The 25,063-nt window shown below is 45.9% G+C and carries 19 protein-coding genes; 7 read left to right on the plus strand and 12 right to left on the minus strand.

Annotated features, from left to right (window positions below; translation table 11 throughout):
• Positions 1 to 87: 87 nt before the first annotated feature.
• The 3 genes from LN893_RS11550 to dapA all read left to right on the plus strand — a co-directional run bounded on the left by LN893_RS11550 (position 88) and on the right by dapA (position 2,827).
• Positions 88 to 1,113: a sensor histidine kinase gene (locus LN893_RS11550; RefSeq protein WP_229970103.1), complete on the plus strand. Its 1,026-nt coding sequence runs from the start codon at positions 88 to 90 to the stop codon at positions 1,111 to 1,113.
• Positions 1,110 to 1,850, plus strand: coding sequence for a LytR/AlgR family response regulator transcription factor (locus LN893_RS11555; RefSeq protein ID WP_229970106.1), 741 nt, complete (start codon positions 1,110 to 1,112; stop codon positions 1,848 to 1,850). Before LN893_RS11550 ends, LN893_RS11555 begins: the two co-directional genes overlap by 4 nt.
• A gap of 107 nt (positions 1,851 to 1,957) precedes the next feature.
• Entirely contained in the window at positions 1,958 to 2,827 is an 870-nt protein-coding gene (gene dapA, locus LN893_RS11560) for a 4-hydroxy-tetrahydrodipicolinate synthase (protein WP_229970108.1), read from the plus strand.
• A gap of 87 nt (positions 2,828 to 2,914) precedes the next feature.
• Here dapA and arsB read toward each other — a convergent pair whose 3' ends face one another.
• From arsB to LN893_RS11600, 8 genes are all read right to left on the minus strand, one after another.
• Entirely contained in the window at positions 2,915 to 4,006 is a 1,092-nt protein-coding gene (gene arsB / locus LN893_RS11565) for an ACR3 family arsenite efflux transporter (protein ID WP_229970111.1), read from the minus strand.
• A gap of 235 nt (positions 4,007 to 4,241) precedes the next feature.
• A complete protein-coding gene (locus LN893_RS11570; protein WP_229970114.1) occupies positions 4,242 to 5,018 on the minus strand; it encodes a metallophosphoesterase family protein in 777 nt (258 codons plus the stop codon).
• 85 nt (positions 5,019 to 5,103) lie between these two features.
• Entirely contained in the window at positions 5,104 to 5,634 is a 531-nt protein-coding gene (locus LN893_RS11575) for an ArsI/CadI family heavy metal resistance metalloenzyme (RefSeq protein ID WP_229970117.1), read from the minus strand.
• 36 nt (positions 5,635 to 5,670) lie between these two features.
• Positions 5,671 to 6,006 (minus strand): ArsR/SmtB family transcription factor, encoded by a 336-nt coding sequence (locus tag LN893_RS11580; RefSeq protein ID WP_229970120.1) that lies wholly within the window; start codon positions 6,004 to 6,006, stop codon positions 5,671 to 5,673.
• Between the two features lie 578 nt (positions 6,007 to 6,584).
• Positions 6,585 to 9,920, minus strand: coding sequence for a UTP--glucose-1-phosphate uridylyltransferase (locus LN893_RS11585; RefSeq protein WP_229970124.1), 3,336 nt, complete (start codon positions 9,918 to 9,920; stop codon positions 6,585 to 6,587).
• A gap of 163 nt (positions 9,921 to 10,083) precedes the next feature.
• Entirely contained in the window at positions 10,084 to 11,031 is a 948-nt protein-coding gene (locus LN893_RS11590; RefSeq protein WP_229970127.1) for a UTP--glucose-1-phosphate uridylyltransferase, read from the minus strand.
• Positions 11,032 to 11,317: 286 nt separating this feature from the next.
• Complete coding sequence (locus LN893_RS11595) at positions 11,318 to 11,926, minus strand: hypothetical protein (RefSeq protein ID WP_229970129.1); 609 nt, start codon at positions 11,924 to 11,926, stop codon at positions 11,318 to 11,320.
• 81 nt (positions 11,927 to 12,007) lie between these two features.
• Positions 12,008 to 12,697 (minus strand): hypothetical protein, encoded by a 690-nt coding sequence (locus LN893_RS11600; RefSeq protein WP_229970130.1) that lies wholly within the window; start codon positions 12,695 to 12,697, stop codon positions 12,008 to 12,010.
• Positions 12,698 to 12,827: 130 nt separating this feature from the next.
• Here LN893_RS11600 and LN893_RS11605 point away from each other — a divergent pair, with 130 nt between their 5' ends.
• Positions 12,828 to 13,469: a hypothetical protein gene (locus LN893_RS11605; protein ID WP_229970133.1), complete on the plus strand. Its 642-nt coding sequence runs from the start codon at positions 12,828 to 12,830 to the stop codon at positions 13,467 to 13,469.
• A 149-nt stretch (positions 13,470 to 13,618) separates the two neighbouring features.
• Positions 13,619 to 13,858, plus strand: a complete 240-nt coding sequence (locus LN893_RS11610; RefSeq protein ID WP_229970135.1) for a hypothetical protein — start codon at positions 13,619 to 13,621, stop codon at positions 13,856 to 13,858.
• Between the two features lie 85 nt (positions 13,859 to 13,943).
• Here LN893_RS11610 and LN893_RS11615 read toward each other — a convergent pair whose 3' ends face one another.
• Positions 13,944 to 14,189, minus strand: coding sequence for a hypothetical protein (locus LN893_RS11615; RefSeq protein ID WP_229970138.1), 246 nt, complete (start codon positions 14,187 to 14,189; stop codon positions 13,944 to 13,946).
• A 321-nt stretch (positions 14,190 to 14,510) separates the two neighbouring features.
• Positions 14,511 to 20,348, minus strand: a complete 5,838-nt coding sequence (locus tag LN893_RS11620) for a carboxypeptidase-like regulatory domain-containing protein (protein WP_229970140.1) — start codon at positions 20,346 to 20,348, stop codon at positions 14,511 to 14,513.
• Positions 20,349 to 20,835: 487 nt separating this feature from the next.
• Between LN893_RS11620 and LN893_RS11625 the strand changes: the two genes are divergently transcribed.
• Both LN893_RS11625 and LN893_RS11630 read left to right on the plus strand, forming a co-directional pair.
• A complete protein-coding gene (locus LN893_RS11625) occupies positions 20,836 to 21,210 on the plus strand; it encodes an STAS domain-containing protein (RefSeq protein ID WP_229970142.1) in 375 nt (124 codons plus the stop codon).
• Positions 21,211 to 21,292: 82 nt separating this feature from the next.
• The gene (locus tag LN893_RS11630; protein ID WP_229970144.1) at positions 21,293 to 22,609 is read left to right on the plus strand and encodes an erythromycin esterase family protein; all 1,317 of its coding nucleotides are present in this window, start codon (positions 21,293 to 21,295) and stop codon (positions 22,607 to 22,609) included.
• A 111-nt stretch (positions 22,610 to 22,720) separates the two neighbouring features.
• Here LN893_RS11630 and LN893_RS11635 read toward each other — a convergent pair whose 3' ends face one another.
• Positions 22,721 to 23,971, minus strand: coding sequence for a pyridoxal phosphate-dependent aminotransferase (locus LN893_RS11635; RefSeq protein ID WP_229970146.1), 1,251 nt, complete (start codon positions 23,969 to 23,971; stop codon positions 22,721 to 22,723).
• A 278-nt stretch (positions 23,972 to 24,249) separates the two neighbouring features.
• Positions 24,250 to 24,783 carry a DUF4142 domain-containing protein gene (locus tag LN893_RS11640; protein WP_229970149.1) on the minus strand — a complete coding sequence of 178 codons (534 nt, stop codon included), beginning with the start codon at positions 24,781 to 24,783 and terminating at the stop codon, positions 24,250 to 24,252.
• Positions 24,784 to 25,063 lie beyond the last annotated feature (280 nt).

A 25,063-nucleotide genomic window follows, 5' to 3' on the forward strand; every position in this document is an offset into this window, starting at 1 on the left:
TTACCTAAACCAGTAATTTTGGTCATCCGCCTTATGTCATCCAGTTTGAGTACTATCACTTTACCAACGCCTATGCCTTATATCTCCATGAAGAAGAGATACCAGATTGCCATGCATATTTTGTGCTGGCTTATCTTTGGCTCCTGGATCTTTTATTTCCAGTCTAACAGAGGGCTTACCTTTGTGAAAGGCTTTGACGTAACCATCGGCCTGACTTTTCAGCTGATGATTTTCTACTTCAACTGGTATGTGCTGATACCGAAATACCTGGCCCGCAACCGTATATTAATGTATCTGGCCATTATGCTTACCACACTTGCTGTGGTTGCCTTGGTACGTTCGCCTCTCGACTTTTATATTTTCAGGGAGTTGAACCCTACCATGGAAACGCTTTATAGCTCAGAGAAGCTGGTACAGTACATGCTGGGGAGCTTAGTAACTATTTTTATAAGCTCAGCGCTTAAAATAACAGGCAACTACATCCGTAACGAACGGCTGAACAAGGAACTAGAGAACCAGAAACTGATGGCAGAGTTAGGTTATCTGAAATCGCAAGTGAATCCACATTTCCTGTTTAACACGCTGAACAATATTTACTCGCTGGCTTATAAACAATCGCCCGAAACTCCCGATGCGATTATGAAGCTATCGCTACTGATGCGCTATATGCTTTACGAAAGCAACGATAACCTGGTATGCCTGCAGAAGGAGGTGGACCATCTGCACAATTTCATAGACCTGCAGAAGCTGCGCCTTCGGGAGCAGACAAGTATAAAATTCGATATATCAGGTAACTTGGAAGGAAAGCAGATTGCACCCATGATGCTGATGACGTTGGTGGAGAACGCTTTTAAACACGGCCTAGTAAGTAAAAACGAGATAGGAATTATTTTTAACCTAAATGTGCAGGAAAGCTTTTTAAGTTTCAGTACTGTTAATAACATAAGTACGCATAAAAAGCGTGAATATGGCGGCATAGGCCTCGAAAACCTGAAACGCCGCCTGAACCTGCTGTACCCTAACAGGCACAAGCTGTCTTTAGAGGAAAAAGAAGGCGCCTTTTACGCCACCCTTACGATCTATTATCAAAACCCTAACCCAGAAAAACTATGACAATCCGCTGCCTTGCTGTTGACGATGAGCCACTGGCACTCGACATACTCGAAAGCTATATAAGCAAGCTGCCTTTCCTGCATCTCGTAAAAACTTGTTCTAGTGCCACCGAAGCGATGCAGGTGCTGCAGGAAGAGCAGATCGATCTGATGTTCCTGGATATTGAGATGCCCGAGTTGACAGGTATACAACTGCTGAATATCCTTAAGAACCAACCGCTTATTATTTTCACCACCGCTTACCCCGACTATGCCTTAGAGGGTTTTAACCAGGATGCTGTAGATTACCTGCTCAAGCCTATCCCCTACGACCGTTTTTTGAAAGCGGTAACTAAGGCACAGGATAGAATACAGCGAAGCGGAAAATCACAACAGGAGGTTACACCTGCTGCAACAGTTCTGCAACCTGTGCCCGAGCATGATTTCATGTTTGTGAAGGCAGACTATAAGACTATTCGCGTCGATTTTGCAGATATTCTTTGGATTGAAGGCCTTAAAGATTACATCATTATTCAGACAAAAGACCAGAAGATTATTACGCTGCTCTCTATGAACAAGATGATGGAAAAGCTGCCAGAGTCGAAGTTCTTGCGGGTGCACCGATCTTTTATAGTATCGCTTCAAAAAATAGACAGTATCGAAAAAAGCCGTATCCGTATAGGAGCTAAAGAAATACCGATTGGCGAGGTTTATAAAGAGCACTTCCTGAAGTGGGTGGAAGAGAATAACATACAATAGTAGCTCTGAAATATGAGTTTTGAGTTCTGAATTTGCAGTGCCTGATTTTGTGAACATTTGCAGAAATGGATTCATAGTTCGAACTTCGCGGCTCATATTCCAGAAAAATGGCTAGAGAGAGATTAAGAGGAACGGGTGTGGCCTTAGTTACACCTTTCACTACAGATTTAAAAGTTGACTACGAAGCACTGCCGAAACTGCTCGATTTTGTGTTGGATGGAGGTGTGAATTATTTAGTTATAAATGGCACCACAGCAGAATCTGTAACCACCAGTACAGAAGAAAAGGCTGAGATACTTCAATTTGTAAAAAAACACGTGGGTAAACGCGTGCCTTTGGTGTACGGCTTAGGCGGCAACCACACCCACCAGGTGCTGGAAACTATAAAACAAACCGATCTGGAAGGTGTGGACGCTATACTTTCTGTAAGCCCATACTATAATAAGCCGTCGCAACAAGGCATTTACCAGCATTATGTGCAGGTGGCCGATGCTTCGCCTGTACCTGTTATACTTTACAACGTGCCAGGCCGCACAGGCAGCAACGTAACCGCCGACACTACCCTAAAACTGGCATCCCACCAAAACATTATCGGTACCAAAGAAGCCTCTGGCAACCTGGAGCAGTGCATGCAGATTGCTAAAAACAAACCAGCCGACTTCCTGCTAATCAGCGGCGACGATATGCTGACGCTTCCGATGATTTCTTTTGGAGCCGATGGCATTATCTCGGTGCTGGCCAACGCTTTTCCAGAAAAGTTCAACCAAATGGTGCAACTGGCACTAGATCATAACTTTACTGAAGCGGCCCAACTGCTTTACGACTTCGTAGACCTGAACCCGCTGATGTATGAAGAAAGCAACCCTGTAGGTGTAAAGGCAGCACTGGAACACTTTGGTGTGTGCTCTGCCGCCGTAAGACTTCCGCTTTTAGAAGCCTCCGCAGGTTTGAAAGAAAGAATCCAAAAGGCATTGTAAGTCATAGCCTATAAACACAAAAGCCAAAGCTTGTTCAGCTCTGGCTTTTGTGTTTATAGGCAAAAAGTATACTAACAGCAACCTCTTTCAAAGAACTATCTTACTCTCAGCTAAATCACCTTTCCTGCTATAAAACTTATCCCGCAGCCAGAAGGCTACATTTACCAGCAGTATAAGCGCAGGCACCTCCACCAGTGGCCCCACCACACCCGCAAAGGCTTGACCTGAATTGATACCAAACACACCTATTGCCACAGCAATAGCTAGCTCGAAGTTGTTGCCAGCGGCTGTAAAGGAAATGGCAGCGTTCTGTGAGTAATCTGCTCCTACTGCTTTGCCTGCCCAGAAGCTCAAAAAGAACATAATGATAAAGTATATCACCAGCGGCAGCGCAATCCAAAGCACATCCAAAGGTATACGCACGATCATATTGCCTTTAAGGCTGAACATGACCACAATGGTAAACAGCAAAGCCATAAGGGTGATCGGACTGATGGCAGGTATGAACTTCTGCTGATACCACTCCTCTCCTTTGATTACCTTTAGCACAAGGCGCGTCAGGAACCCAGCTACGAAGGGAATACCCAAGTATATTGCCACACTCTCGGCCACTTCCCCCATGCTGATCTGTACAACTTCTCCTTTTATGCCAAAAAGCGGCGGCAGCACGGTTATGAACAGGTACGCAAACAAACTATAGAAGAACACCTGGAAAATACTATTGAAAGCGACCAGGCCTGCCGCATATTCCCTGTCTCCCTCAGCCAGTTCGTTCCAGACAATGACCATGGCAATGCAACGCGCCAGTCCGATCATGATCAGACCCACCATGTACTCTGGTCGGTCGTGAAGGAAGAGCAACGCGAGGCTGAACATCAAAATTGGCCCCACTACCCAATTCAGCACCAGCGACACCGACAGCACCTTAAAATTGCGAAAAACCTTGCCTAAATGCTCGTAGCGCACCTTTGCCAATGGCGGGTACATCATCAGAATAAGTCCAATGGCAATAGGCACGTTGGTGGTACCGCTTTGGAAAGAATTTATAAAGTTCTCTGTACCTGGCACAAAATATCCTAAACCCACACCTATAGCCATAGCTACAAATATCCAGAGCGTCAGGTAGCGGTCCAGGAATGAGAGGCGCTTGCGTTTTATAGTTGGGTTACACTGGGTCATTTTGGATTATTGATTAGAAAGGATGAATTATAAATGTGATAGGTGGTAAGTATCTTATCTTTTCATTAGAGCCGATATTTATTTTTTCTGCACTTTCGAACCACCCCTCCTTGTCGAAGGAGGGAAGCTTTTTTAACTGTTTACTCTCAGGCCTTAGAACTTGGTTAAGGCCAAAGGCATTTAAACTAATTTACTAACAGTCCTATATCTTGTGTCTTATGTCCTGCGTCTAAATCTAATAAGCTTTTCGGAGCATGTCGGCGAACTCGTTGGGTAGCGGGCTTTCTTCTACGGCTTTGGCGGCTTTTTCCACATCGTAAGCCACTCGCACGAAGTCTAATTTTATACTTGCGGCATCCGTTGATTTGCTTTGCTCGTCCAGTGTCAACAGCACGTAGCAGGCGCGGGTGTCGCCATCTTTGGGTTTGCCCACAGAACCAAGGTTTATGGCATGGCGGTAGCGGGTTTGACCGTCCTGCTCGTAAGGCAGCTGGCGGTGGTAAGGTTTGTGCGTGTGTCCGAGCAGCATGATATCAGCTTCAGATTCTTCCATCAGCCGCAGCAGGCTTTTCTCTGACCGGTCCTCAAAGAGGTACTCGTTTATCTTGCGCGGACTTCCATGCACCATCAGCAACTGGAGCTTCTCATCTTTCTGTACCTCAAAATCTAGGCGCATATGGCGAGGCAGCATCCGCAGGTAAGCTCGATTCTCAGCAGTTATAATTCTATTTGTGAAATCAATAGATTGTTCTCCCCTTCCTTTATCTTGATCGGTTTTGTAGGCACAGCCACAGTCGCCGCTGCTTAAGCCTACGCCTTCGTCGTAGTTGCCTGCCAACGTCGGGATGCGCCGCTGCCGTATCGTTTCCACAACTTCGTTGGCCCAAATATTATAACCCACTAAATCGCCCAGGCAGTACACAAAATCAGGCTGTTGTTGGTCCATATCCTGCAGCACTGCCTCTAGGGCAGGCATATTCGCATGGATATCACTAAAGAAGGCAATCTTCATCTTGTTTTTTAAATATGGCTTATCGATAACAAAGGGAAAGCATCAGGAGCCAAAGTATTAATGTTTGGCTCCTGACTTTTATAACTTAACAGCAGCCGCTACCTGGAGTGCAGCAGGCTTCCTCTTGGTTTACAAAACCGATGCTGGCAAGCTGTACCTTCGGCTTCTCTTCATGGGCAGCAGGCATGCAGCAGGCGCTGGCATCGTTCAGTTCGTAATGCGGATCGTTAAATTCTGCATCTTCATGGAAATAATATATTTCCCACTGTACGCCATCAGGATCAGTTACCCAAAATTTGTCCTGCACAGCATAACAGCAAGCGGTACCAATCTCTTCTTTCGAAACCAGCTCCTGGGCTCTAGCAACCAAAAGACGCTCCTCCAGCTCCTGCTTTGTCTCTACCTGGAAACCTAGGTGTCCGAAATTCTGCTGCATACGCTCAGGGTTCTCCACAAACGAGATAATCAGCGAAGGCTGGTCCAGCACGTACTTCGCGTATCGCGGCTTTACCTTGGCAGGCTCCTGGCCGAAAAAGGAAGTATAGAATGCGGTTGTTTTGGCGATATCGGTCACGTAAAGGCTCACGTGCATCCGAGGGAAAACTGTTGTGCTCATACTTTTACTTTTTTATCTATCTGAAAAATAGGTTTATCAGCAACCGCAGCCGCTGCAGCAGTCGCTTATGTTCCCGAAAAACTGCTCCAACGAAGCTTTTGCCTTATTAAACTCCTCCACATTGATGCAGTAGCAAACTGTCAGGCCGTCAATCTCGCCCTGAATCAGATTTGCGTTCTTCAGCTCTTGCAGGTGCTGCGATACCGTGGTACGGCTAAGCGGCAAGGCACTGGAAATATCGCCCGAGATGCAGGATTTTGCCTGCGCCAGGTGTTGCAGAATAGCAATACGTGCAGGATGCGACAGCACCTTTGCCAGTCGTGCCAGTTCCTGCTGCTCTGTATCGAATGCGGTGGCTTTAGTATAGGTCATTTTTTAGCACACTAGAAGTATGACGTAAACATACGACATAGTATAAAAGATGTCAAGTATAGCTGCCTAATTTATTTTTTATACCCGCTTTGTTCTGCTTGAATGATGTTTTTTGTGTTACAATTGCCATTTGTGTCCAAGGCTCTACTTGTATAAAAAACAAAACATGTCGCAAGTTTAGCGACAGCGTAACTTGTGGTTGTACATGAGGCTAGTTTGTAACTGGCATAGACATGCACGATTAAGTTTACCGACACGCAAGTTGAAAACTTGCCTCATGTAAAGCTCCAAGTTGAAAACTTGAAGCATGATGTTGGTATGTAGGTAAATTCTAAAGTCTATGTTCCCATAAGGTAAAGCACCTTTTAGCTTTACCTTATCCCTTGGGACAGTGACTAAGTGGACCAGCCCTAAAACAGAAAAAGCCCCTACCGTTGCAGCAGGGGCTTTCCTGTTCTATCATGATAACGTATATACCGCTGCTCTAAAGACCTCGCGGTGTTTTTACAACCCGCGAGCGTCTCGTGCCCAAAGCTGATGCCCTGTAGCAACCAAGACACTCACAGGTCTGTGCGATATTAATTGAAATTACCCAGCGCGGCTACATAATCTTTGCTGCTGTCAGTTACCCAAGCATCTAGTTGAGCAGGGTCTTTCATCTGTTGGCCTCTGTAACGCGGAACGGCAATATAACCGCACTTCAAATCTGTCAGGGCAGTCATGTCCGTCCACAGCTTTTCGATTTGGGCTACAGGATAGATGTCTTCCTGGCCATGGCCCCAACGGTACTTCACTTCTTTTATGGTTACATAAGTAGGAATACGGTGCGCTACACTTCGCACAGCTTTTGCCATCGCTGCTTCATCACCTTTTTGCAGATCTTCACGCGTTAAACCGAACAGCTGCAACAACTGGTCTATCTGAATCCAGGTGGTATTGGAGTTATAATAACTCAGCTTCAGCTCGTCTTCTTCGCGTGGCTGTGCCAAACCTTCAAGCAGGCGCAGCTGGTTGTTTACGCGTGCCAGTCCACCGCCACGATCTTCGATGCGGCGCGGGATTACTTCAAAAGTCAGCACATTGCCTGAATCCAGGTGATGGCCTAAAGCGTCAGGATGCACATCGGCACCCAAGGTATCAATGTTATGCAGCATGATGGTTTCTACCTGCGGCTGCTCCTTTAGCAGTTTGGCTAATGTACCGTTGCGCAGCAGGTTCGATACTTCGTACCAGTGGCCCAGCGGTGAAAAACGTTGTGCTGCAATGTTATCAACATAGTCAGAGCCTTCGCCTTTGCTTTTGGCCCAGTTGATCATGCTCTGGCGCACGGCATCGCGTACTTTCTGCTTGTTTTCGTCCAGGGTTTCCTGTGGCATTTCTTCCCACATAAAACGCAGGTCACGCTCCATCGGCACAAAACGCTGTCCTATCGAGCGACCAGGAGAAAGATACACACCGCCACTGTAGCCGAAGTTCTGCGTCTGCTCCAGCTTTTGGCGTATAGGCTCATGCGTAAGGTAACTCGTGGCCACGATATGCGGAATGGTGGTATTATACTTCTCCGCCACCTTTTTGGTCTTAGCCAAATGTATTTCCAGGAAACTGCGGTGCTCACCCTCAATTTCCACAAACGGGTTCAGTGCTTTTATCACACCAGCGCCTTTGGTCCAGCGGCTACCTACACCAGCGGCTAGGCTCATTACAGCCACTTTACCTGCTTTTATAGCCTCGTCTCCCCTTTTCTCTGCTTCCGTTAAAGCCTCCAACTGCACGGTATCGCCTTCCTTCACATCCTCAATAGAAGTCTCGGCTCCCAAACGGTTGCGTGACAAACCAATCAGGCCTTTCTGTATCTCTTCCCGAATATCCTCGTGCTGGATGTAGTCGAAGCCGTTTTCCTTCTTGATTTTGTCTGCCTTTTCGTTTTCGGTGTTGCGGTTGCTTTGTGAGGATGGATCAGATACCTTAAACAGGTTACTTACCACCGTGCGCAGCAGCGGGTAAGCCAGGTTGTTTTGTTCGCAGTAAGTCGTGAAATGGTCCATCTCGGCACGGCGCACATAGGCAACAGAATTAGGCTCTTTGCGCACCATTTCCGATAGGTGGATGGCATAATACTGCTCTGGCATCAGCGCCTCGTTTCCTTCGTGTATTGTGGCCCAGCTGCCTCTGTTGTTGATGCTCCAGTTATACACCACAGGCTCCATGGCAAAAGGCATAGAAGCCGAAAGTTCGTTCTTTGTTTTTCGGAGGATGTCCAGCACTGCCAGTTTATAGTCTTCGTAGTGTGCAGGGTTTACAAACATACCCATACCACCGCCCGACATACCGCCTAGCATCAGGAAGCCATAGTAATCATCACCAAACTGCTTCTTCGCTTTTGCGATAATCTGCTCGGTAAAATAAGTTGAGGCCCATGGAATGATCGTTTTAATCGGACCTTCCCAGTTCTGAGCTGTATTGGCACCCAGCTTTTGGATATCGCCTTCTTTGATGGCACCCAATATATTGTCGAAAATCTCATTCGTACGCTGCCTGGCTGCCCACTCCCTCTCACCACGCAACAGGTATTTTTCAGACACCATTTCCAATATTGGGCCTACGTTAGAAGCCATACCGCCGTGCATCAACACAAGCGATTTCGTAAGCTTCTCTTGCATTTCTGGGTGTACTTCTTCGCCCTGTAACACGCGATGGCGCGGCAATAATGTGCCGCGACTAATACCAAACTCAGGATCACCTTCCTGGGCAAATGTACCCTGAATGGCTTTTATACCTGGCCAAACGCCACCAGAGTCCTGCCAGCCGCCACCTGAGCCGCCAATCCATTCTCCAAGTATAGCTCTGGATGCCACCAAACGTCTTTCACTTTCCTCCAGCCCATCAGTCAGGCTCTTGGTCTGGCCTGTAGCCCGCATCAGTAAACTGATAATGGAGCCCAGTAAGTTGGTAGATACCGCAAAGCGGGAGCCTTTCGGAATATCGTTTACTTTGGTAACCAACTCTATACCCATGCCTGGCGCTACCACACGTTCCAGGATTTCTGGCAGAGATTGGTTTGTACCTTCAAAAGAAGGCGGAATAAGACCAGAGGCAATCACACCAGCCTTCACCAGACTCAGGTAGTCGTTACCGAAGTTGAAAAGGTCGGCTAGGTCGTGAATGTCTTTGGTAGTGTTTAAGTCTATACTTGTAAGGCGCAGCACAGGCTCAGGAATTACGCGCACATAGCTATGCAGCGGCGGCCTGATATCTTTGTCACGTCCGAAAACACCTAAGTCAATAGAAACATTAACAACTCTTGCTCCCTCAGGGTAATCCATGCCCAGGAAAAAGATATCGGACCAGCCGCTGTGGGTAAGGTCCATACGAACAGAAGTATGCTCGTGCAACACAGGGTAAAACAATGAGTTATCCTGGCGTTGTAATAGTTTCGGGTGAATACGAATCGGGTGCTCCTCCTGGTGCCCTACACGGAACATCCATTGGTTACCTTTGCTGGAACGCACGCTCTTGCGTACCTGGTCGGCCAGCGTCTGAAAAGACAGCTGGTGGTAGCTATCGGCCAGGGCGCTAAACAAGGAAGCATTTGGGCCGTGCTTGTCCAACTCCTGCAGAAAAGTGGCAATGGCATGGTCGAAGCGACGGGCCAGCATATCCTCAAAACCTGCATAGTTGATTTTGCCAACTGTAGGCACCTCTTTCGACTCCATCAGGAAAAACCGATAGCCTGCATACAGGAACAGGATTGCCCTTACTTTGTCGTATAAGTTGGAAGTTGATTTTCTGAAACCCTCCAGCTCACGCAGCGCCTGCATCAGCTCTTTGGCTGATAACTTTTGGCTGATCTCGTAAAAAGATCGATTACGTATGGCAGGATCGGTAGAGGTAATTGTTTCTATAAAAACATTCATGCTGCTTTTTTCTCTAAGCAAATGATATCAGCCACTTTAGATAAATAACTAAAGGGCGTTGATTATGATTTCTGGATAGTTTTGGGATGCAGCCGTGTTCTTAAAAGGAATCAGGGTGATTCCTATTGTAGAAGTAGGGCCTGCACCTGTTTTCTACTTAGCCTTAGTTGCTCTTGCGGGCATTGGCTTCCGCCAACAACTCTACTATGGTTGTCAACGTTTCGTCGTGCGCCTCGCCTGCCAAACCTAGGGCAATTTGGGCACTCAGTAAGCCGTGTTTACGGCTCAGGTCGTAGCGGCTCCCTTTTACTTCCAGGGCCAGGTACTTCTCGGTTCCAGCAAGCTCCTGCAGTGTTGGTGTGAGCAAAACGTTGCCTTCGCCTTCTGCCACCTTTTGCTGCAGTATATCGAAAACAGCTGGCGTAAATACGTGCATACCGAAGAAGCAGAGATAATAGCCCACACGCAGACCTGGAGTTTGGAGTTCCAATTCTGCTACACTCAGCGATGGCTTCTCAATGATCTTATCGATTTGGTACACGCCTTTTGTACCAGGCACTTGCTTACCTGTTAAGGTACCGTAGCGGCTGATCTGATGTTCTATTGTTGGGTTTACCGCCGATACAGAGCAATTTTCCTTCGAGGCCAGATCAAGCAGCTGTGCGGCACAACGCTTTTGCAAGTCGGAAACATACAGGTAATCGCCTAAAAGCAGCAGGAATGGCTCGTTATTCACGAACTCTTTAGCGCAATAAACGGCATGGCCATAGCCTAATGGTTTTTCCTGCTCTGTAAACTGTATGCGGCTAAGCAGGTGGTTTATCTTCTCAGCCTCTACTTTTGCCCAATCGGTGTTCTGAAACGACTTTACAATGTTGTCGCGCAGCGAAGTAAAGGCACTTATGTAGCGTTCGCCATCGCCTGGCGCACATACAACACAAATCTCTTCTATGCCACTGCCGAAAGCTTCCTCCGCAATAATTTGTAAAACAGGCTTGTGCAAACCATCCACGTCTATTACGGGCAACATAGCTTTCTGAATGGTGTCAGCAACTGGGTATAACCTTTCGCCGCGTGCTGCCGCGGTAATTACTGCTTTTTTGATTCTCATTGGTTAAGTAGGATCTCTGAAACAAATTCCCTTTAAATTTATAGAATAGGAACAAACGCCTATACGATAATATCTCTATAAAGATATACCTTATTTCTCAAATAATTTCTGTTCCCTGAGAACCTCTCCAAGCCTTCTTTCATCAACTTTAGAAAGAGTAAAAACATAACCACCACATTTACAACTCGCTCTGCCAGCCAAGAAAAAAGCCGTAGCTTCCGCCACGGCCTTTCTCAGATGGAAAATTTTAATACCAATGTATAAGCTCTATACATTGTTGTAAGGTTTATCGGTTATAGCCACCAAAGTGACCATAGTAGCCATTTTCTGTATGGTTTGGTCTGCCAAAACGGTCGTTACCAAACTCCCTAAACTCATCTTCGTTACCATACCCAGCATCATGTCGGAAACCGTGGTTCCCGCGACTGTCGAAGTCTCGGTACAAATCTCCCTCCGCTGGGTTATCATAGTTCGGATTATAGCCCATACTGTAGCGGTAAGGGGTACGTCTGTCGCCGTATACCCAGTCTGGGTGTGCATAATGATCAGTTTTATCTAAGTCATTCTCTGCACCGTAAGGCAAACCATAATCTACTCCCCTAGGCGTAGCATAGTAGTTAGATGTGTCGTACATCACATTATAGTAATCATTACGATAGCCATCGTCTTGGCCACGCATAGCTTGTTGCCTGCTTTGCTCATAGCGACGGCTTTCTGGCGATTGCCTTCTGGTGTTGTCACGGTCGCCTGGCCAATCCTCGCGATCTTGGCGGTACTGCGGCTGTCTGCCTCGTTCGTCGCCTCGCCCGTACTGGCGGCCATTGTTGTCGCCCTGCTCATATTGTCTGTTGTAGCTTCCGTAGCTACTATACATTCTATCTCTATCGTTATTCATAGTTGTTTTTGTTAAGACGACGGCTCAGGGTAATGCCTCGTGCCGCCATGGATTCATAAATAATTTAAAACAACCAGCTGTTTATCTTCTGTCTCCTCTGTCTTGGTCGTACCTATCGTGGCGCTGGTCGCTTCGGCCATTCCATCTTTCCATGTTGCTATAGCGGCTGTCTTCGCCATAGTGGGCCTGGTCCTGGTTGTAGTTTCTGTCAGCAAAACCACCTCTGTAATCATTGTCGTACATGTTGTTTCCATGTTCGTAACGGCGGTAAGACTCGTAGTCACCACGCGAGTAGCGGCCCATGTTTCTGTCGTCTCCGCCCCGTCTTACATCGTGACCGAACCTTTCATCCGCCAATCCCATGTGTCCCCATGGCTCAGGCATCTGGTCTCTTTCATCACGGTCTATGTTGCTGTAATCAGCGCGCGGATCGTAGTGATTGTACGAGATATCACTGTCACTCGGCACATAGCTCATTCCGTACGGGTTATCTTCGCTCTCACGACCTTGGGTATAGTCTGGGCCAGCATAATACGCTCCGCCAGACTGGAAACGCCCCTGCGGATGCATGTGCTGATGATCGGCATGAGAGTTAAAGCTTCTGTCGTCCAAGTAATGGCTATCGGCATTATCGCCATAGCCCCTGTTAAAGTTTGAGTCTATTCTATAGTTACCACGATCGGAATTTTGGCCCTGATGACGGTCGCTTAGCCAACGAGGGTCTCTATTTCTGTTATAGTCGTTTTGATTATTATCTTGTCTGTTTCTCATAGTAAAATTAGGTTTAGTTACTAATGTCAATAGTTCTTTCTACGGGATGCAGGGCTGAATGGGTTAAGCAAAACCGTAAACCTCATGGGTAAATGTGCGTTTAAAAAGTAGAACCTAATGAGATTTACCTATGGAAAGAGATAATTGGAATAATAGAAATAACCGACGCTACAACGACTCTTGGCAGGACGATAACAGGCGGGCAGATCCTGATTCTTACAGAGGAGCCTATCGCCTCGACAACAATAGCGAAGACCGCAACAAAACAACCTATAATGGCTTTGATAGCCGAGATCGTGACAGGGACGACAGCAGTGATGGCAACCACTACAGCAACCAAAACAGAAGCTACAGTGGGGATAACCGTGGTTGGAGTAGCCGCAGTCAGAATTCATACGATAACAGAAACTACGGAAACAGAGAAAGCGACAGGTACAGAGACAACCGTGGCAGCTACAGGAATGAGCAGTATCGCCCTACAAATGAAGGCTATAGTACACGCTCTGAAGGCGGTAATTTTAACGGCAACTATAGCCCCGATCGCTATGGCAACAGCGGTGGCGATAACTACGGCAATATGGCTGGCTCTCTGAGCTTCGGCTACGATGGCTACAACAACACAGACCCAGATTGGAATCGCCACTACGACCCGATGAGCGGACGCCGCCGAAGCTACCATGGAAATGACTACGACAGCCGCCGCCCTGACTTCTACAATGAACGGGACCGCAGACGCTACGATGACGACTTTAGAAACAACGACATGTTCTAATTGAGCCCTAGAAAATAGGCAAGATAACCAAAGCCTTGTTCTACCACCCTAACAGAACAAGGTGTTTAGAAACCAAAGTGAAGCACAAGTAGTACACAAGTAAACTAGTGCGATAATTTAATAAACGTAAAACTTAAACTGTACAAGCTATGAGTAAGCAAGATAAAGATATAGACAAACTGAAAAACGAGAACACAAACAATACTGTAAACGAAGGGAACTCAGTACCTAACATCAACCCTTTAGGAGTTGAAAGAGAGGTTGTAGACAACGAACAAATAATTAAAGGAGAAGTGGGAGGCGCGCCTAACCAGAAAAGCGGTAGCAGAGGAGCTTCTGATATTCAAGATGGCGGAACCACTTCAGGCAGCAGCACAGGCAGCCGCTAAGTTTTGCAAATTTATATAAACAAAGGAGCCACCTTATATGCTAAGGTGGCTCCTTTGTTTATATAGAATAGGATTAAAAAATCAACTACTGCAGTTCTTCTTGCTCCATATATTCCCACATAGCATCTTCGCTTGCGCCATGGCGTGCCGCATAAATCAGCATGGTCGTGTATACACCTATCAGCAGGAAGCTAAGAGGAATAGAGAATACGAAAGAAACGATAAGTGTTTTAATAGGATCAGGCTTCGATTTCATTTTGGTAGAGGCATACCAGAAGAAAAGAACATTGAACAAACCTGACAAAGCAATGAAGTTGATGATGTCTAACATCGGCTAAAAGTTATATGACTGTAAAGGTTTACTAATAAGTTTACCACCTCATAAGAAGAGCAATCTCTACAAATATAAAATAATAAGTGGTTACTTAGTCACTTACATTGTATTTTATTTTACAATACTTATCTATATAAGATAGTGCAATTTAGGCGGAGCAATTCTATTACACAAGTTTACCAGCAACAAAAATCTATAAAAACTTAACAACCATATATACTAGTAGTTACATTATTATAAAATTGCATTCGTTAAAGGTTTCATCATCTTAGAATATCACCTTAACTCTTTTGCTCAAAAGAGAGTTCATTATATTTTCTATTGGGCAATTTTAATTTGTCTTAGCCCCGTACGGCCATAAAATGTAGGAAAATACATGAGGGAAGCCTTTGCTGGGTTTAACGTATAGATACCATTATAGCGTGGCTGCAGTTTAATGCTATAAGTATATTTTCCTCTCTTCAGGCTGTTACTAAAAATGGCTACTTTATGGCGAAAGTATTCTCGGTGCACCTCGGCAGAGCCATATCTGAATCCAACTTTTTCCTCGTAAGAGCAGCCTGCAGGTATAGGCACTTCTATCATAATGTAATCTGCATCGGCCTTTACTTCTACCTCCACGATCATCTCTACTGCCTCTCCAGCTTTAAGAGCCGCTTCCGTACCCTTGCCTTTGAAAGAGGTATTTACTATAAAATCATTTTGCACTGCTTGCGGCGCCTGCACCCACTCCGTTTGGTAAGCCGTGAAAAACAATGGCTGATTTCCCTGCTTCTGCACCACCAGTGCTTGCGATGGCATAAAGGTGGTATCGAGCGGAAAATTAGTTGCTTCAATAGCTACCGCCCCTGCTAGTTGTAGCTTTGTTCCCCGTAGCTCTCCCTCGTTAGTCAACAAATCAGGAAGCAGCGTTTCCAGAATACGTGCCGACTCGTATGTATTGCGCCAGTAGCCTGAGCCTCGCTCATTCAAAAGGTAAGCCTGTATTTGCTGTAGCTCCCGTTCATGGCCTCCGAGTGCTTTCAATATATCATAGGCGAGTAAGGTGTTCGAGATGCTGTTGTTGAAGAGGCTATACTTCTGTTCTCCCCAATACAGGCCACCCAGCATGGTTTGCCGCTTATACTTTTGTAGCGTGTCCAGTTGCACTGGCATTTCGAGTTTTTGGCGGAGGCGTGTCAACCGCAACTGGTCTTCGAGTGTCAGCTTTTTCCACTTCTCCAGTTCCAGTACATAGCGCTTATAATCTACGTTGGCGATTAAGGCATAAAGTGTTTCCAGCGCACGCAGTTTATCAGTTGCCGCTGCCGATTCTAATCTGTATACCAGCTCCTTAACCAGTTGCTCTTCGTTGTGCTTCGGACCATAATTCTCCTGCCGTGCCATTTGCAGCGCCTCGCTTACGTGGCTGCTGATCCAGTAGTAAAAGTTGCCTCGCTCCCACCAACTCCAGCCACCAGATGCCAATTGCGTTTTCTCCAGGTGTTTCACCAGCTTTCGTACATCCCTATCGTGCTTAAACTCCTGCCCTAACTGCTCTCTTATGCGCTTTTCGTACAGCAGCGCTTTTAGTTTAGAGGCGGCTTGCTCGCTGCACCAGTATTCGTACTTATGCAGTTTGTCAATTTCGTCCAGCATCACATCCAGCAGGCTGCCCTGCACATGCATTTTTACAGGCCCTTTCTGCTGATCGAAGGAAAGTGTAAGCGTAGTGTCGTTGTGGAGTTGCAGAAATGTTCCCGTTGTTTCATAAACTCCCTTCGGATACACCTTAACGAAGCGTCGCTCGCCGTCGCTGAAGCCATTTGGCTGCTGCAGCGCATAAAGCACCTCCAGCGAATCTGGTGCCATGGCAGGAGCGGTTATGGTCAAAGTATCTACCGATACGCGATTCAATTGCTGCTGCTGTGCCCGCACCTGCTTTCCTTCCACTTCAAAACGAGTACTGATTTGACTGCTATCGGGCAGGTAGTTCATCACTTTGCCGATTACCTGCGCCTGGTCGCCTTCAATTAAAAAGCGGGGCAGGCTGACTGTCGCCATCATCGCCTTAAACGACTTGATGCTTGTACTAAAGATGCCGCTGCGCTTTTTATAGTCCATACCCAAGATGTAGGTATTCCAGCTTGTTACATCATCGGGAAACTTTGTTTTGAAGCTTGCTTTGCCGTTGCGGTCAGTTACAAGGCGCGGCTGCCAAAATGCATAATCAGAAAAGTTGCTGCGGATGCCGCTGTTGTCACCAGCAGGCAGTTCAGCCATTAGTTGGTTGTTGGCAGCTTTTTTAGTTGTGATGATTGTAACCCCTTCCGCTCCTGCCGAACCGTACAAAGAGGTTGCCTCCGCGCCTTTTAATATCTTGACAGATGCAATGTTAGATGCATCCAAATCTGTCATTTTCCCACTAAACGGAACACCATCTACTATAAGCAAAGGTGCTGCATCTGCTACCGTACTCACTCCGCGAATTTGCACACCTGCTGCTCGCCCTTGTAGTACAGTTGCTACGCTTCCTGTCACTTCTCTTCTTTCCTGTGTTCCGTAGCCCACTACCACTACCTCCTGCAAGGCCTGCGTGTCTTCTGGCAGCTTTATGTTTATCCTGTCGCGTCCGTTTATAGCCTCTTCCTCTGCTGAAAAACCAATGAAGCTAAAAACTAACATGCCGTTTGTAGGAGCATTTATGGTATAGTTTCCGTTCATATCGGTAAGTGTACCAATGTTAGTGCCCTTCAGCACCACAGATACGCCAGGCAAAGGATCTCTATCATTCTTGCTAGTTACTTGCCCCCTAACTACATGAGCATAGTAACTGCTGCCACTCGTGTAAGTATAATGCGTGGCTTGCGCTGTTCGCAGCTGTTGCATTTGCTCCAGATCTAAATTCTTTACCCGTTTGCGCTGCTGCTCTATTCTGCTTCTGATGATCTGCTGCAGTTCCAGGCTTTGCGCATCGGGCTGCTGCAGCTCTTGTGCTGTAAATAAAAGCTGTGTCTGTCCGTTTGCCTGAACTGTAAACTTTCTGGCTACATAAGTGCTATCCCCGAAAAGGAGAACTAGCTTGTAAGAATGCGGCTCTAGTCGGTGAAGGAGCCGATTGCTGCTGTTGTAAATTTTGAGAGAATCTGTCCTGCCTTCCCCGATAAGCAACAATAGCTCAGGCTGCTTTCTCAAAGAAGTATCAAGCTCCCAACCCAAACGACCATATCCTGCAGGTGTAGACCAACTATTAGAAGTATAAAGGTTTTGGAAAAGACTTTTATACTGTGCCTGCTCCCATGCCTCTGTTACACGTGCATCGGTTAGCGCCTCGTGTCTGAGGAGTTCTGGACCTAAAGGCTTTTTATCCCAAATGGGTAAAGACAACAAGTGCCCTGCTCCCAACAGACTCTGCCGCTGCCTTAGGAGCCCGTCCTCGAAAAGATAAGTGTAGCCAGGCTCCATCAGGAAGTTAGTGGTAAAGCGGCCCAGCCGATGATATTGCATAAAGCTTGGTGAAAACGGCCCCACCAGCAGACTGTTGTACCTGTAGTCCCTTTGCTGATAGCCGTATCGCCTGTTATTTTCAGGTTTAAGCAGATGAATACGCTGGCCCTGTTTCAGGTAAGTATAATCTGTGCCATAGTTTTGCTCTACTCTAAAGAAATACTTCGAAAGTGCCTGCTGCTCTAACAAGTTAAACTTCTTCTTTTCTGCTTTAAAAGCATCATCAGTTGGCTTGGTAATATCAGCACTCAGTACCAGCTTCTGGCCGTGGCGCAGGTAAATACTGTCCAGGGTAATTAGTTTATCAGTAGTGCGCAATTTAAGTGTGTGGAAGCCACTATCTGCAGCAAAAGAATAAGCAGGCAACACATCAGTTTGGGAGAAGTAAACAGGCACTTCGTCCAGGTACACCACGTGCACAGGCACTACCCTTCCCGAATCCACCACAAACGGAGAAACCTGCGTCAGGCTGTCCTTCACATAAGCATAATCCGTAAAAATGCCCTGCTTCGGATACAGGAAATTATAGCAGGCAATGCTATCAAGGCCCATGCGGCGGCTCCAGTAGTCCCAATCCATAAGCTTACTACCGCGTGGGTCAGCATCTGCTATTTCTAGCTCGCGGTAAGGTTTCTGCCCCTTGAATTTATTCCAACTTGGCAGAGAAGGCAGGTTCTGATTCTGAAATTTGGAAGTGATGGCATAGGCTGTAAGATCGGCGTTGGCTACAGGCTTGCCCTCAGCATTCGTAAGTGCCACCGTTAGTTCGGCCTCCTGCCCTGGGTACACCACCTGCGGCGCCTCCACTGCCACGTTTAAGGTATACTTATAATGCGGAGCCGACTCTTTTAGCTCCTGCATGGTTCCGCCCCACACATACCGCACGGCTACAAAATAAGGCTTCTCTCCACGCACTTTCTGCTGGTAGGCAAATGTTGCATCCTTGCCCTGACCGCGTGCCACCAGTTTTTCACCCCGATACACATAGTACCAATAAGGCAGCCGCTGCGGATTCTGCAATCCAAAATATAGTGTATCGGCGGTTCGTTCGCTGTATGTCTGAAAGGATGGCTTCTCTTCTGTCGCATCACATTCTTCTGTCAGTTCGCCAGAGGTTACTTCATAGGTTTCGGCAAAGGCATTTAGAGGCACAAGAGCAGGTAATTCTATTTGCTGATGCAGCAGTTCCTCATAGTCGGTGGAGTAAGCGGATACCGTCGCTGTTCTCGGCTTGGACTCCTTACCTTCCAGGTATTCAACCAACAGACTATCCTGCTGCAGCACAAAACGCAAGCGGCCCTGCGTGTGCAGGTAAGATGCTCTCTTTGTTTTGGAGTTGCTTTCATTACTGCTGTTCAGGAAGTTTGCATTTACTGTATAATCTACAAAGGCATTTGGCAAAGCAGTGTCTGGCAAAATGATGGTGGTTTCGCCCATGGCATAGAGCGGCTGCTCGTGCACCCACAGCGTGTCGGGTATAAAAACTTGCTGCTGCTTTATTTTGTTTACACGATTAGCCAGCACCACCAACTGCACCCTTGCATCCATCAGGTTTAAGCCGTTGGCATCGGTGCCACGCACATAAATCTGGTTTTGTACACCTTGGTAATGCTTATCATGCTCCAGACGCAAGGTGTATTTGTTTTCCTTCAGCTCATAATCCTCGTACTTGATGGTAGCCCGCACCACCTGCTGCTTTTGTTTATTCAGCCTGGATAAGCTCAGGTTATAGTTGTAGTCCAGGGTCAGGTTAAGGCTATCGTGCAGGATAAATGATCCTTCGTAGGCACCTTTTCGGTAAGGTTCCAGTTGCCCCAGCTTTTTCTCTCCGCCTCTGTAATGAGACAGTCGCAACTGCAAGTCTTCCTTCAGCGGCTTTCCATTTCGCTTTACAACAAAGGCTTTATAGCGTACTGTATCGCCTGGTTGGTACAGCGGTTTGTTTGTTGCCAAGTAGCCTCTGTATTTGTAGCCTTTGTCACGGCGGTAATCTTCGTCAAAAATGGCAAACACACTCCGTATCCAGCCCTCTGGCTGACCATGCTGGATTGTTTGCACCACTGCATTGATAGGTCTCCAGATGTATTTTATCGGAAAGGAGTTCAGCACCTTTCTTGGCCAGCTTAAGGACGAGTGGTAGCTATAGGTTTCTCTTTTCTCCAGTTCCAGGTAATAAGTAAAAGCTCCTACGCTTACAGCCAGCAGGCCTTTCTTCGACGTTTTAGAGAGGCGGTAAGTTTGGGTGGAGGCATCGTAATTCGCACGCCTCTTGTTTACCCTGACTTTAGCACTTTGCACGGGTTTGCCGGCACTATCGTGTACCGTAACAGCCAACGTAGGCTTTGTTTGCAGCAGATTTACCTGCAGGTTGGTAACCGTTTCTAAACTATATACCAGATTTGGTCCACTGGCGTGCATATATAGGTAGTGGCCCTGCGGCAATTCTTTGCTATAAGACTTTCTGATGGCAAAAGAATCGACCAGCGTATGGAAAAAGCTTTTGCTGACCACTTCGGGTCCCTGCTTGTAAATCTCAGCAGTTTCCTCGTTTGTGATTTTATAGATATAGGTATAAGGACTACGGAAATTGGTTTTGGTAAGTCGGCCTTGTGAAAAGCTCAGCAACGGCAACAGAATGAGTAGTAGCGACAGTAGTAGTTTGTTTGGCATGACGTGCGTGTTTACACATCAATATACAAATTTTTAAATATTAATGCCTTCATAAGTTATTTATCCACAGCATTAAGAGAAATGAGCCTTCGTTAAAGAAGTACCTGTTTACCAAACAATAAGCATTAGAGCTTTTAAGATTGATAATCAAAAAAGGATCTTTATACCTGATTGAAGTCAGTTCAACTATCTGTTTGCAAGTACTTAAACAGCCGTATGCTCCCTGCAAAAATCCAACTAACAATAAAGAGCTAATCGAAAGAAACAGGAGCAATTAGAACATAAAAACCGCCTCATTTGAAATTCGAGGCAATAGAGATCATTCTACTCCAAAGCTATTCCTGCTAACATCACCAAAAGGTACAATTTAATAACAGAATCACAGTAGAGTAAAACTGTAGAGACATACGTATATATTGGTATTTAAACTGAATACAGCAGCTTTATTTATTTACTTTGAATCAAGCAAATCTAAACCCTAAGCATTATGGAAATCACGAAGCATACATACCAGAACCAGCACATTACCATTGTTGAAGGATTAATCAAACGTGAAGAGTTTCAAACTATAAAGGAGACGCTAAACAAAGTACCTGACACGCTTATGCGGCAGGTTTGGATAGATTGTACGCACGTACAGAACATCAGCACGACCAAATTATGTTTTAGCGATTTCATCAGCAAGCTTTTAGAATTGCGTGCCGACAACACGGATGTATTGCTCTTCGGCCTCAATAGCAGTACGAAAACTATGTTTAAGCTTTTGAAAACGGATCATCTATTTAAGATGGTATCAACTCTGGAAGAAGCTTATCTACAGATGGGAACAAGGCAGGAACTGGAAACAGAAGCTACTGTGTAAGGCAAAAAACGGTATGTAGACCTAGCATTAAAGCGACACTCGGAGAAAGAATGTATCTAGGGTTGAAATTTAAAAGAGAGATATGAAGAAGATACAACTACTATGGGTGATGCTGTTTTTGCTATTTACAGCTTGCTCTGAAGAAGATAGTGATACCATTGGAAACGAAGCGGGCGTTGAAATACCTGCCAGTGCTATTACAAAGCTAGAGACAGCGCAGGACCTTAATATGCTGCTCCAAAACATAGGCGATGCACAATATGTGCTTTTGGGTGAAGCCTCACATGGCACCTCTGAGTTTTATACCTGGCGTGCCGAAATAACCAAACGACTGATTCAGGAGAAAGGCTTTACGCTGATAGGTGTAGAAGGCGACTGGCCTGATGCTTATGAGGTAAATAGGTATGTTAGGGGCAATAGCAACGCCAACAGCGCCAGAGAAGCCCTACAGGCTTTTAACAGATGGCCTACCTGGATGTGGGCTAATACCGAAATAGAAGACCTGACTGAATGGCTTCGGGCTTACAACACACAGAACCCTTCCGACATGGTAGGCTTTTATGGCCTGGATGTGTACAGTCTCTGGGAATCAATGGAGGAAGTGCAGCGGTACTTAAACCAAACAGACCTCAATGCAGCTCAGGCAGCTTCAGCGGCGTTGCAGTGCTTTGCGCCTTACAACCGTAACGAAAGCGCGTATGCAGCTGCTACCCTAAATTCTGGAGCCAATTGCACCGATGAACTAGAGCAGTTACTGGAGGTGGTACAGGAAAGAGTAGCCGCAAGCCCAGCCAGAGATGAGGAAGCCTTTAACGCCATTCAGAATGCAAGAGCAGCCTTAAATTCTGAACGTTACTTTAGAGCCTCTGCCCGAAGCAGCTCCAATTCTTGGAACATCCGTGACAGACACATGATGGAAACCATCAATCAGCTGGTAGAGCAGCATGGCTTAGATGCCAAAATAGTTGTGTGGGAGCATAACACCCACGTAGGCGATGCCCGCTATACCGATATGGCCGACGCAGGCATGGTGAATGTGGGGCAACTGGTTAGAGAAGAGCACGGCCAAGGAAATTCTTATATAGTAGGATTTGGTACTTACGAAGGAACTGTAATTGCCGCACAAGCCTGGGGAAGCCCCTTAATAGAAATGCGTATACCCGAAGCCCAACCTGGCAGTTGGGAAGCCATTCTGCAAAGGCATCAGCCAGAAGATAAAATAGTACTGCTGGAAGGGCTAAGGCAAGACCAGAAGTTTTTGCAAAGGCGTGGTCATAGAGCCATAGGCGTAAGCTACAACCCAAGCAACGAGCAAGGCAACTATGTGCCAACTGTTTTGCCCATGCGCTATGATGCTTTTATATTTATCGAGGAGACAACAGCTTTACATCCTCTTTAAATAATCAGAATCATATAAATTACTGTTTTCATAGTTTCTGCTAATACAAAGGGCTGGCTAATATCTTCGCCAGCCCTTTGTTTATTTCTGATGTGAAAGATAATGTGCCCCTTACACTACCGCCAGCTTTTTAGAAAAGCCCGAAGATGATGATTTTCCTTTATAATATTCCAGAAACAGGGCAAGCCTGTTAAGGGTATCATTCAGTTCCTCTAGCGCAGGCAGGTATACCACCCTAAAATGATCTGGCTTCTGCCAGTTAAAGCCGCTACCCTGCACCAGCAACACATGCTGCTCACACAAAAAATCAAGCACAAACTGCTGATCGTCCTGAATGTTAAACTTCTTTACATCAATCTTTGGAAACATGTAGAACGCACCTTTAGGTTTTGTACAGGTAATGCCAGGTATAGCCGTGAGTTTTTCATAGCATAAATCGCGCTGGCGGCGCAGCCTACCACCTGGCAAAACCAAATCGGCTATACTTTGATAACCTCCCAATGCTGTTTGTATAACAAATTGGGCAGGAGCATTGCTACATAAGCGCATGCTAGCCAGCACATTCAGTCCCTCTATATATGATTTACCCTCTGCTTTGTTGCCACTTATCACTACCCAACCAGCCCTAAAACCTGCCGCACGATAGTTTTTAGATAAGCCGCTGAATGTCAGGAAAAGCACATCTTCGGAAAGCGCGGCTGTAGAAACATGCACCGTATCATCGTAGAGAATCTTATCATATATCTCATCAGAAAACACAATCAAATTGTGCTTTTCTGCCAGGCGCACAATTTTCTCAAGCACCTCTGTGGGGTAAACAGCACCAGTGGGGTTATTAGGGTTGATGACCACAATGCCTTTAGTGCGGCTCGTGATTTTACGCTCCATATCCTCCAAGTCAGGATACCAATCCGATTCTTCATCGCAGATATAATGCACGGCCTTGCCACCCGAAAGCGTAACAGCAGCGGTCCAAAGCGGATAATCAGGAGAAGGAATTAAAATTTCATCGCCATCGTCTAGTAGCGCCTGCATCGAAAGCAAAATGAGTTCACTTACGCCATTGCCTACAATTATATCATCTATCTGCACATCTCTGATGTTTTTGCTTTGGCTGTAGTGCATAATAGCTTTACGGGCCGCAAAAAGACCTTTTGACTCTGTGTAGCCTTGCGCATTGCGCAGGTTCAGAATCATGTCGTGTATTATCTCGTCAGGTGTATCGAAACCGAATGGCGCAGGATTACCGATATTAAGCTTCGTGATTTTATATCCATGACGCTCCAGTTCCTGCGCCTTCTCAAATATTGGCCCACGTATTTCGTAAAACACATTGTCTAGCCTTGAACTCCGCTGTATCATAACATTTACATTTCCCAAAAGTAGCAATTATACCTGTGCAACAAATAGCTGGCTACAGAATGTTGTGTTTAGAGCATGGTTTTTATTCCTGCTACCAATTCCCCGCCAATGAACCTGACTTCCCTTTTTTCGATCTGCAATACGAAATTAATACAAGTTCTTTTTCTTGCAGGTTTAGAGTTGCGGCTCTATAGGTCTTACACATAACCACAAAAAAAATGAACCCGCCAGACTTTGGCGGGTTCCTTTTTTTTGTGGGAAATCTAAATTTTATTTTATTAGTCCTCTAACTCATCACGAAGGTTTTCGGCCTGCTCCAGGTGCATCTGTAAAACAGGAAGCACTCTTTGTGCAAACGCTCTCAAATCTGTGTCAGTCAACTCTTCGACTGCTTCTTCATATAACTCTATAGCATCTTGATGTGCATTTACCTGCACTTCGGCAAAATCGCGATCAAACTCAAGTCCTGTCTTAGTGTTTAACCTGTTAACAACAGCCTGTTTATCTTCAGGTAAAGTGGTTGGTGTGGCTATATTTTTTTGCTGTGCCATCTGCATTAGCTCATTGCTAGTCTCGGTGTGGTCTTCTACAAGCATTTGTCCGAAATCCATTATCATTTGATTCTCGGAGCGCTCCATAGCCTGCTGACCAGTTGTTATCTCAAACATGTCGGAGGCTGCTGCACGTTGCACAAACTCGGCAGGTGTCATTCTATCGATATCAACAATATCATCATCGTCGTTATCGCAAGCCGTAACAGCAATAACAGACACTAGTAGCGCCATAATTCTCCAACTTCTAATAGCCATCATTTTCATAGTCTTTCTTTTTATTTAGTGATATTATTCAAATATTAGGAAAAGGAAAATCACATCATGCACATGATTACCTTATACCCTATATCTTTAACGACCTTACCACCTACTCGTTTAGGGATAAATACCGATTTAAACTAGGTATAAATACAGAATAGTTTTATCAAAATTAGAAACTATAGAATACTTTAATATAGGTCAAAAACATTCATTCAGTCACAAAAACGCAGTTTTAAAGGATATTCGGCATTTTCTTTGACTCTTAAGCAGGCAGTAC

Source organism: Pontibacter harenae, assembly GCF_020907245.1.
GTDB classification, from domain to species: domain Bacteria; phylum Bacteroidota; class Bacteroidia; order Cytophagales; family Hymenobacteraceae; genus Pontibacter; species Pontibacter harenae.

Excerpts from the sequence above, each read along its gene's own strand:
- LN893_RS11620 (WP_229970140.1), bottom strand. The coding sequence starts at position 20,348 with ATGCCAAACAAACTACTACTGTCGCTACTACTCATTCTGTTGCCGTTG.
- LN893_RS11605 (WP_229970133.1), top strand. The coding sequence starts at position 12,828 with ATGGAAAGAGATAATTGGAATAATAGAAATAACCGACGCTACAACGAC.
- LN893_RS11585 (WP_229970124.1), bottom strand. The coding sequence starts at position 9,920 with ATGAATGTTTTTATAGAAACAATTACCTCTACCGATCCTGCCATACGT.
- LN893_RS11590 (WP_229970127.1), bottom strand. The coding sequence starts at position 11,031 with ATGAGAATCAAAAAAGCAGTAATTACCGCGGCAGCACGCGGCGAAAGG.
- LN893_RS11630 (WP_229970144.1), top strand. The coding sequence starts at position 21,293 with ATGAAGAAGATACAACTACTATGGGTGATGCTGTTTTTGCTATTTACA.
- LN893_RS11625 (WP_229970142.1), top strand. The coding sequence starts at position 20,836 with ATGGAAATCACGAAGCATACATACCAGAACCAGCACATTACCATTGTT.
- LN893_RS11595 (WP_229970129.1), bottom strand. The coding sequence starts at position 11,926 with ATGAATAACGATAGAGATAGAATGTATAGTAGCTACGGAAGCTACAAC.
- LN893_RS11615 (WP_229970138.1), bottom strand. The coding sequence starts at position 14,189 with ATGTTAGACATCATCAACTTCATTGCTTTGTCAGGTTTGTTCAATGTT.
- LN893_RS11600 (WP_229970130.1), bottom strand. The coding sequence starts at position 12,697 with ATGAGAAACAGACAAGATAATAATCAAAACGACTATAACAGAAATAGA.
- dapA (WP_229970108.1), top strand. The coding sequence starts at position 1,958 with ATGGCTAGAGAGAGATTAAGAGGAACGGGTGTGGCCTTAGTTACACCT.
- LN893_RS11570 (WP_229970114.1), bottom strand. The coding sequence starts at position 5,018 with ATGAAGATTGCCTTCTTTAGTGATATCCATGCGAATATGCCTGCCCTA.
- LN893_RS11550 (WP_229970103.1), top strand. The coding sequence starts at position 88 with ATGAAGAAGAGATACCAGATTGCCATGCATATTTTGTGCTGGCTTATC.
- LN893_RS11610 (WP_229970135.1), top strand. The coding sequence starts at position 13,619 with ATGAGTAAGCAAGATAAAGATATAGACAAACTGAAAAACGAGAACACA.
- LN893_RS11640 (WP_229970149.1), bottom strand. The coding sequence starts at position 24,783 with ATGATGGCTATTAGAAGTTGGAGAATTATGGCGCTACTAGTGTCTGTT.
- LN893_RS11555 (WP_229970106.1), top strand. The coding sequence starts at position 1,110 with ATGACAATCCGCTGCCTTGCTGTTGACGATGAGCCACTGGCACTCGAC.
- LN893_RS11635 (WP_229970146.1), bottom strand. The coding sequence starts at position 23,971 with ATGATACAGCGGAGTTCAAGGCTAGACAATGTGTTTTACGAAATACGT.
- LN893_RS11580 (WP_229970120.1), bottom strand. The coding sequence starts at position 6,006 with ATGACCTATACTAAAGCCACCGCATTCGATACAGAGCAGCAGGAACTG.
- arsB (WP_229970111.1), bottom strand. The coding sequence starts at position 4,006 with ATGACCCAGTGTAACCCAACTATAAAACGCAAGCGCCTCTCATTCCTG.
- LN893_RS11575 (WP_229970117.1), bottom strand. The coding sequence starts at position 5,634 with ATGAGCACAACAGTTTTCCCTCGGATGCACGTGAGCCTTTACGTGACC.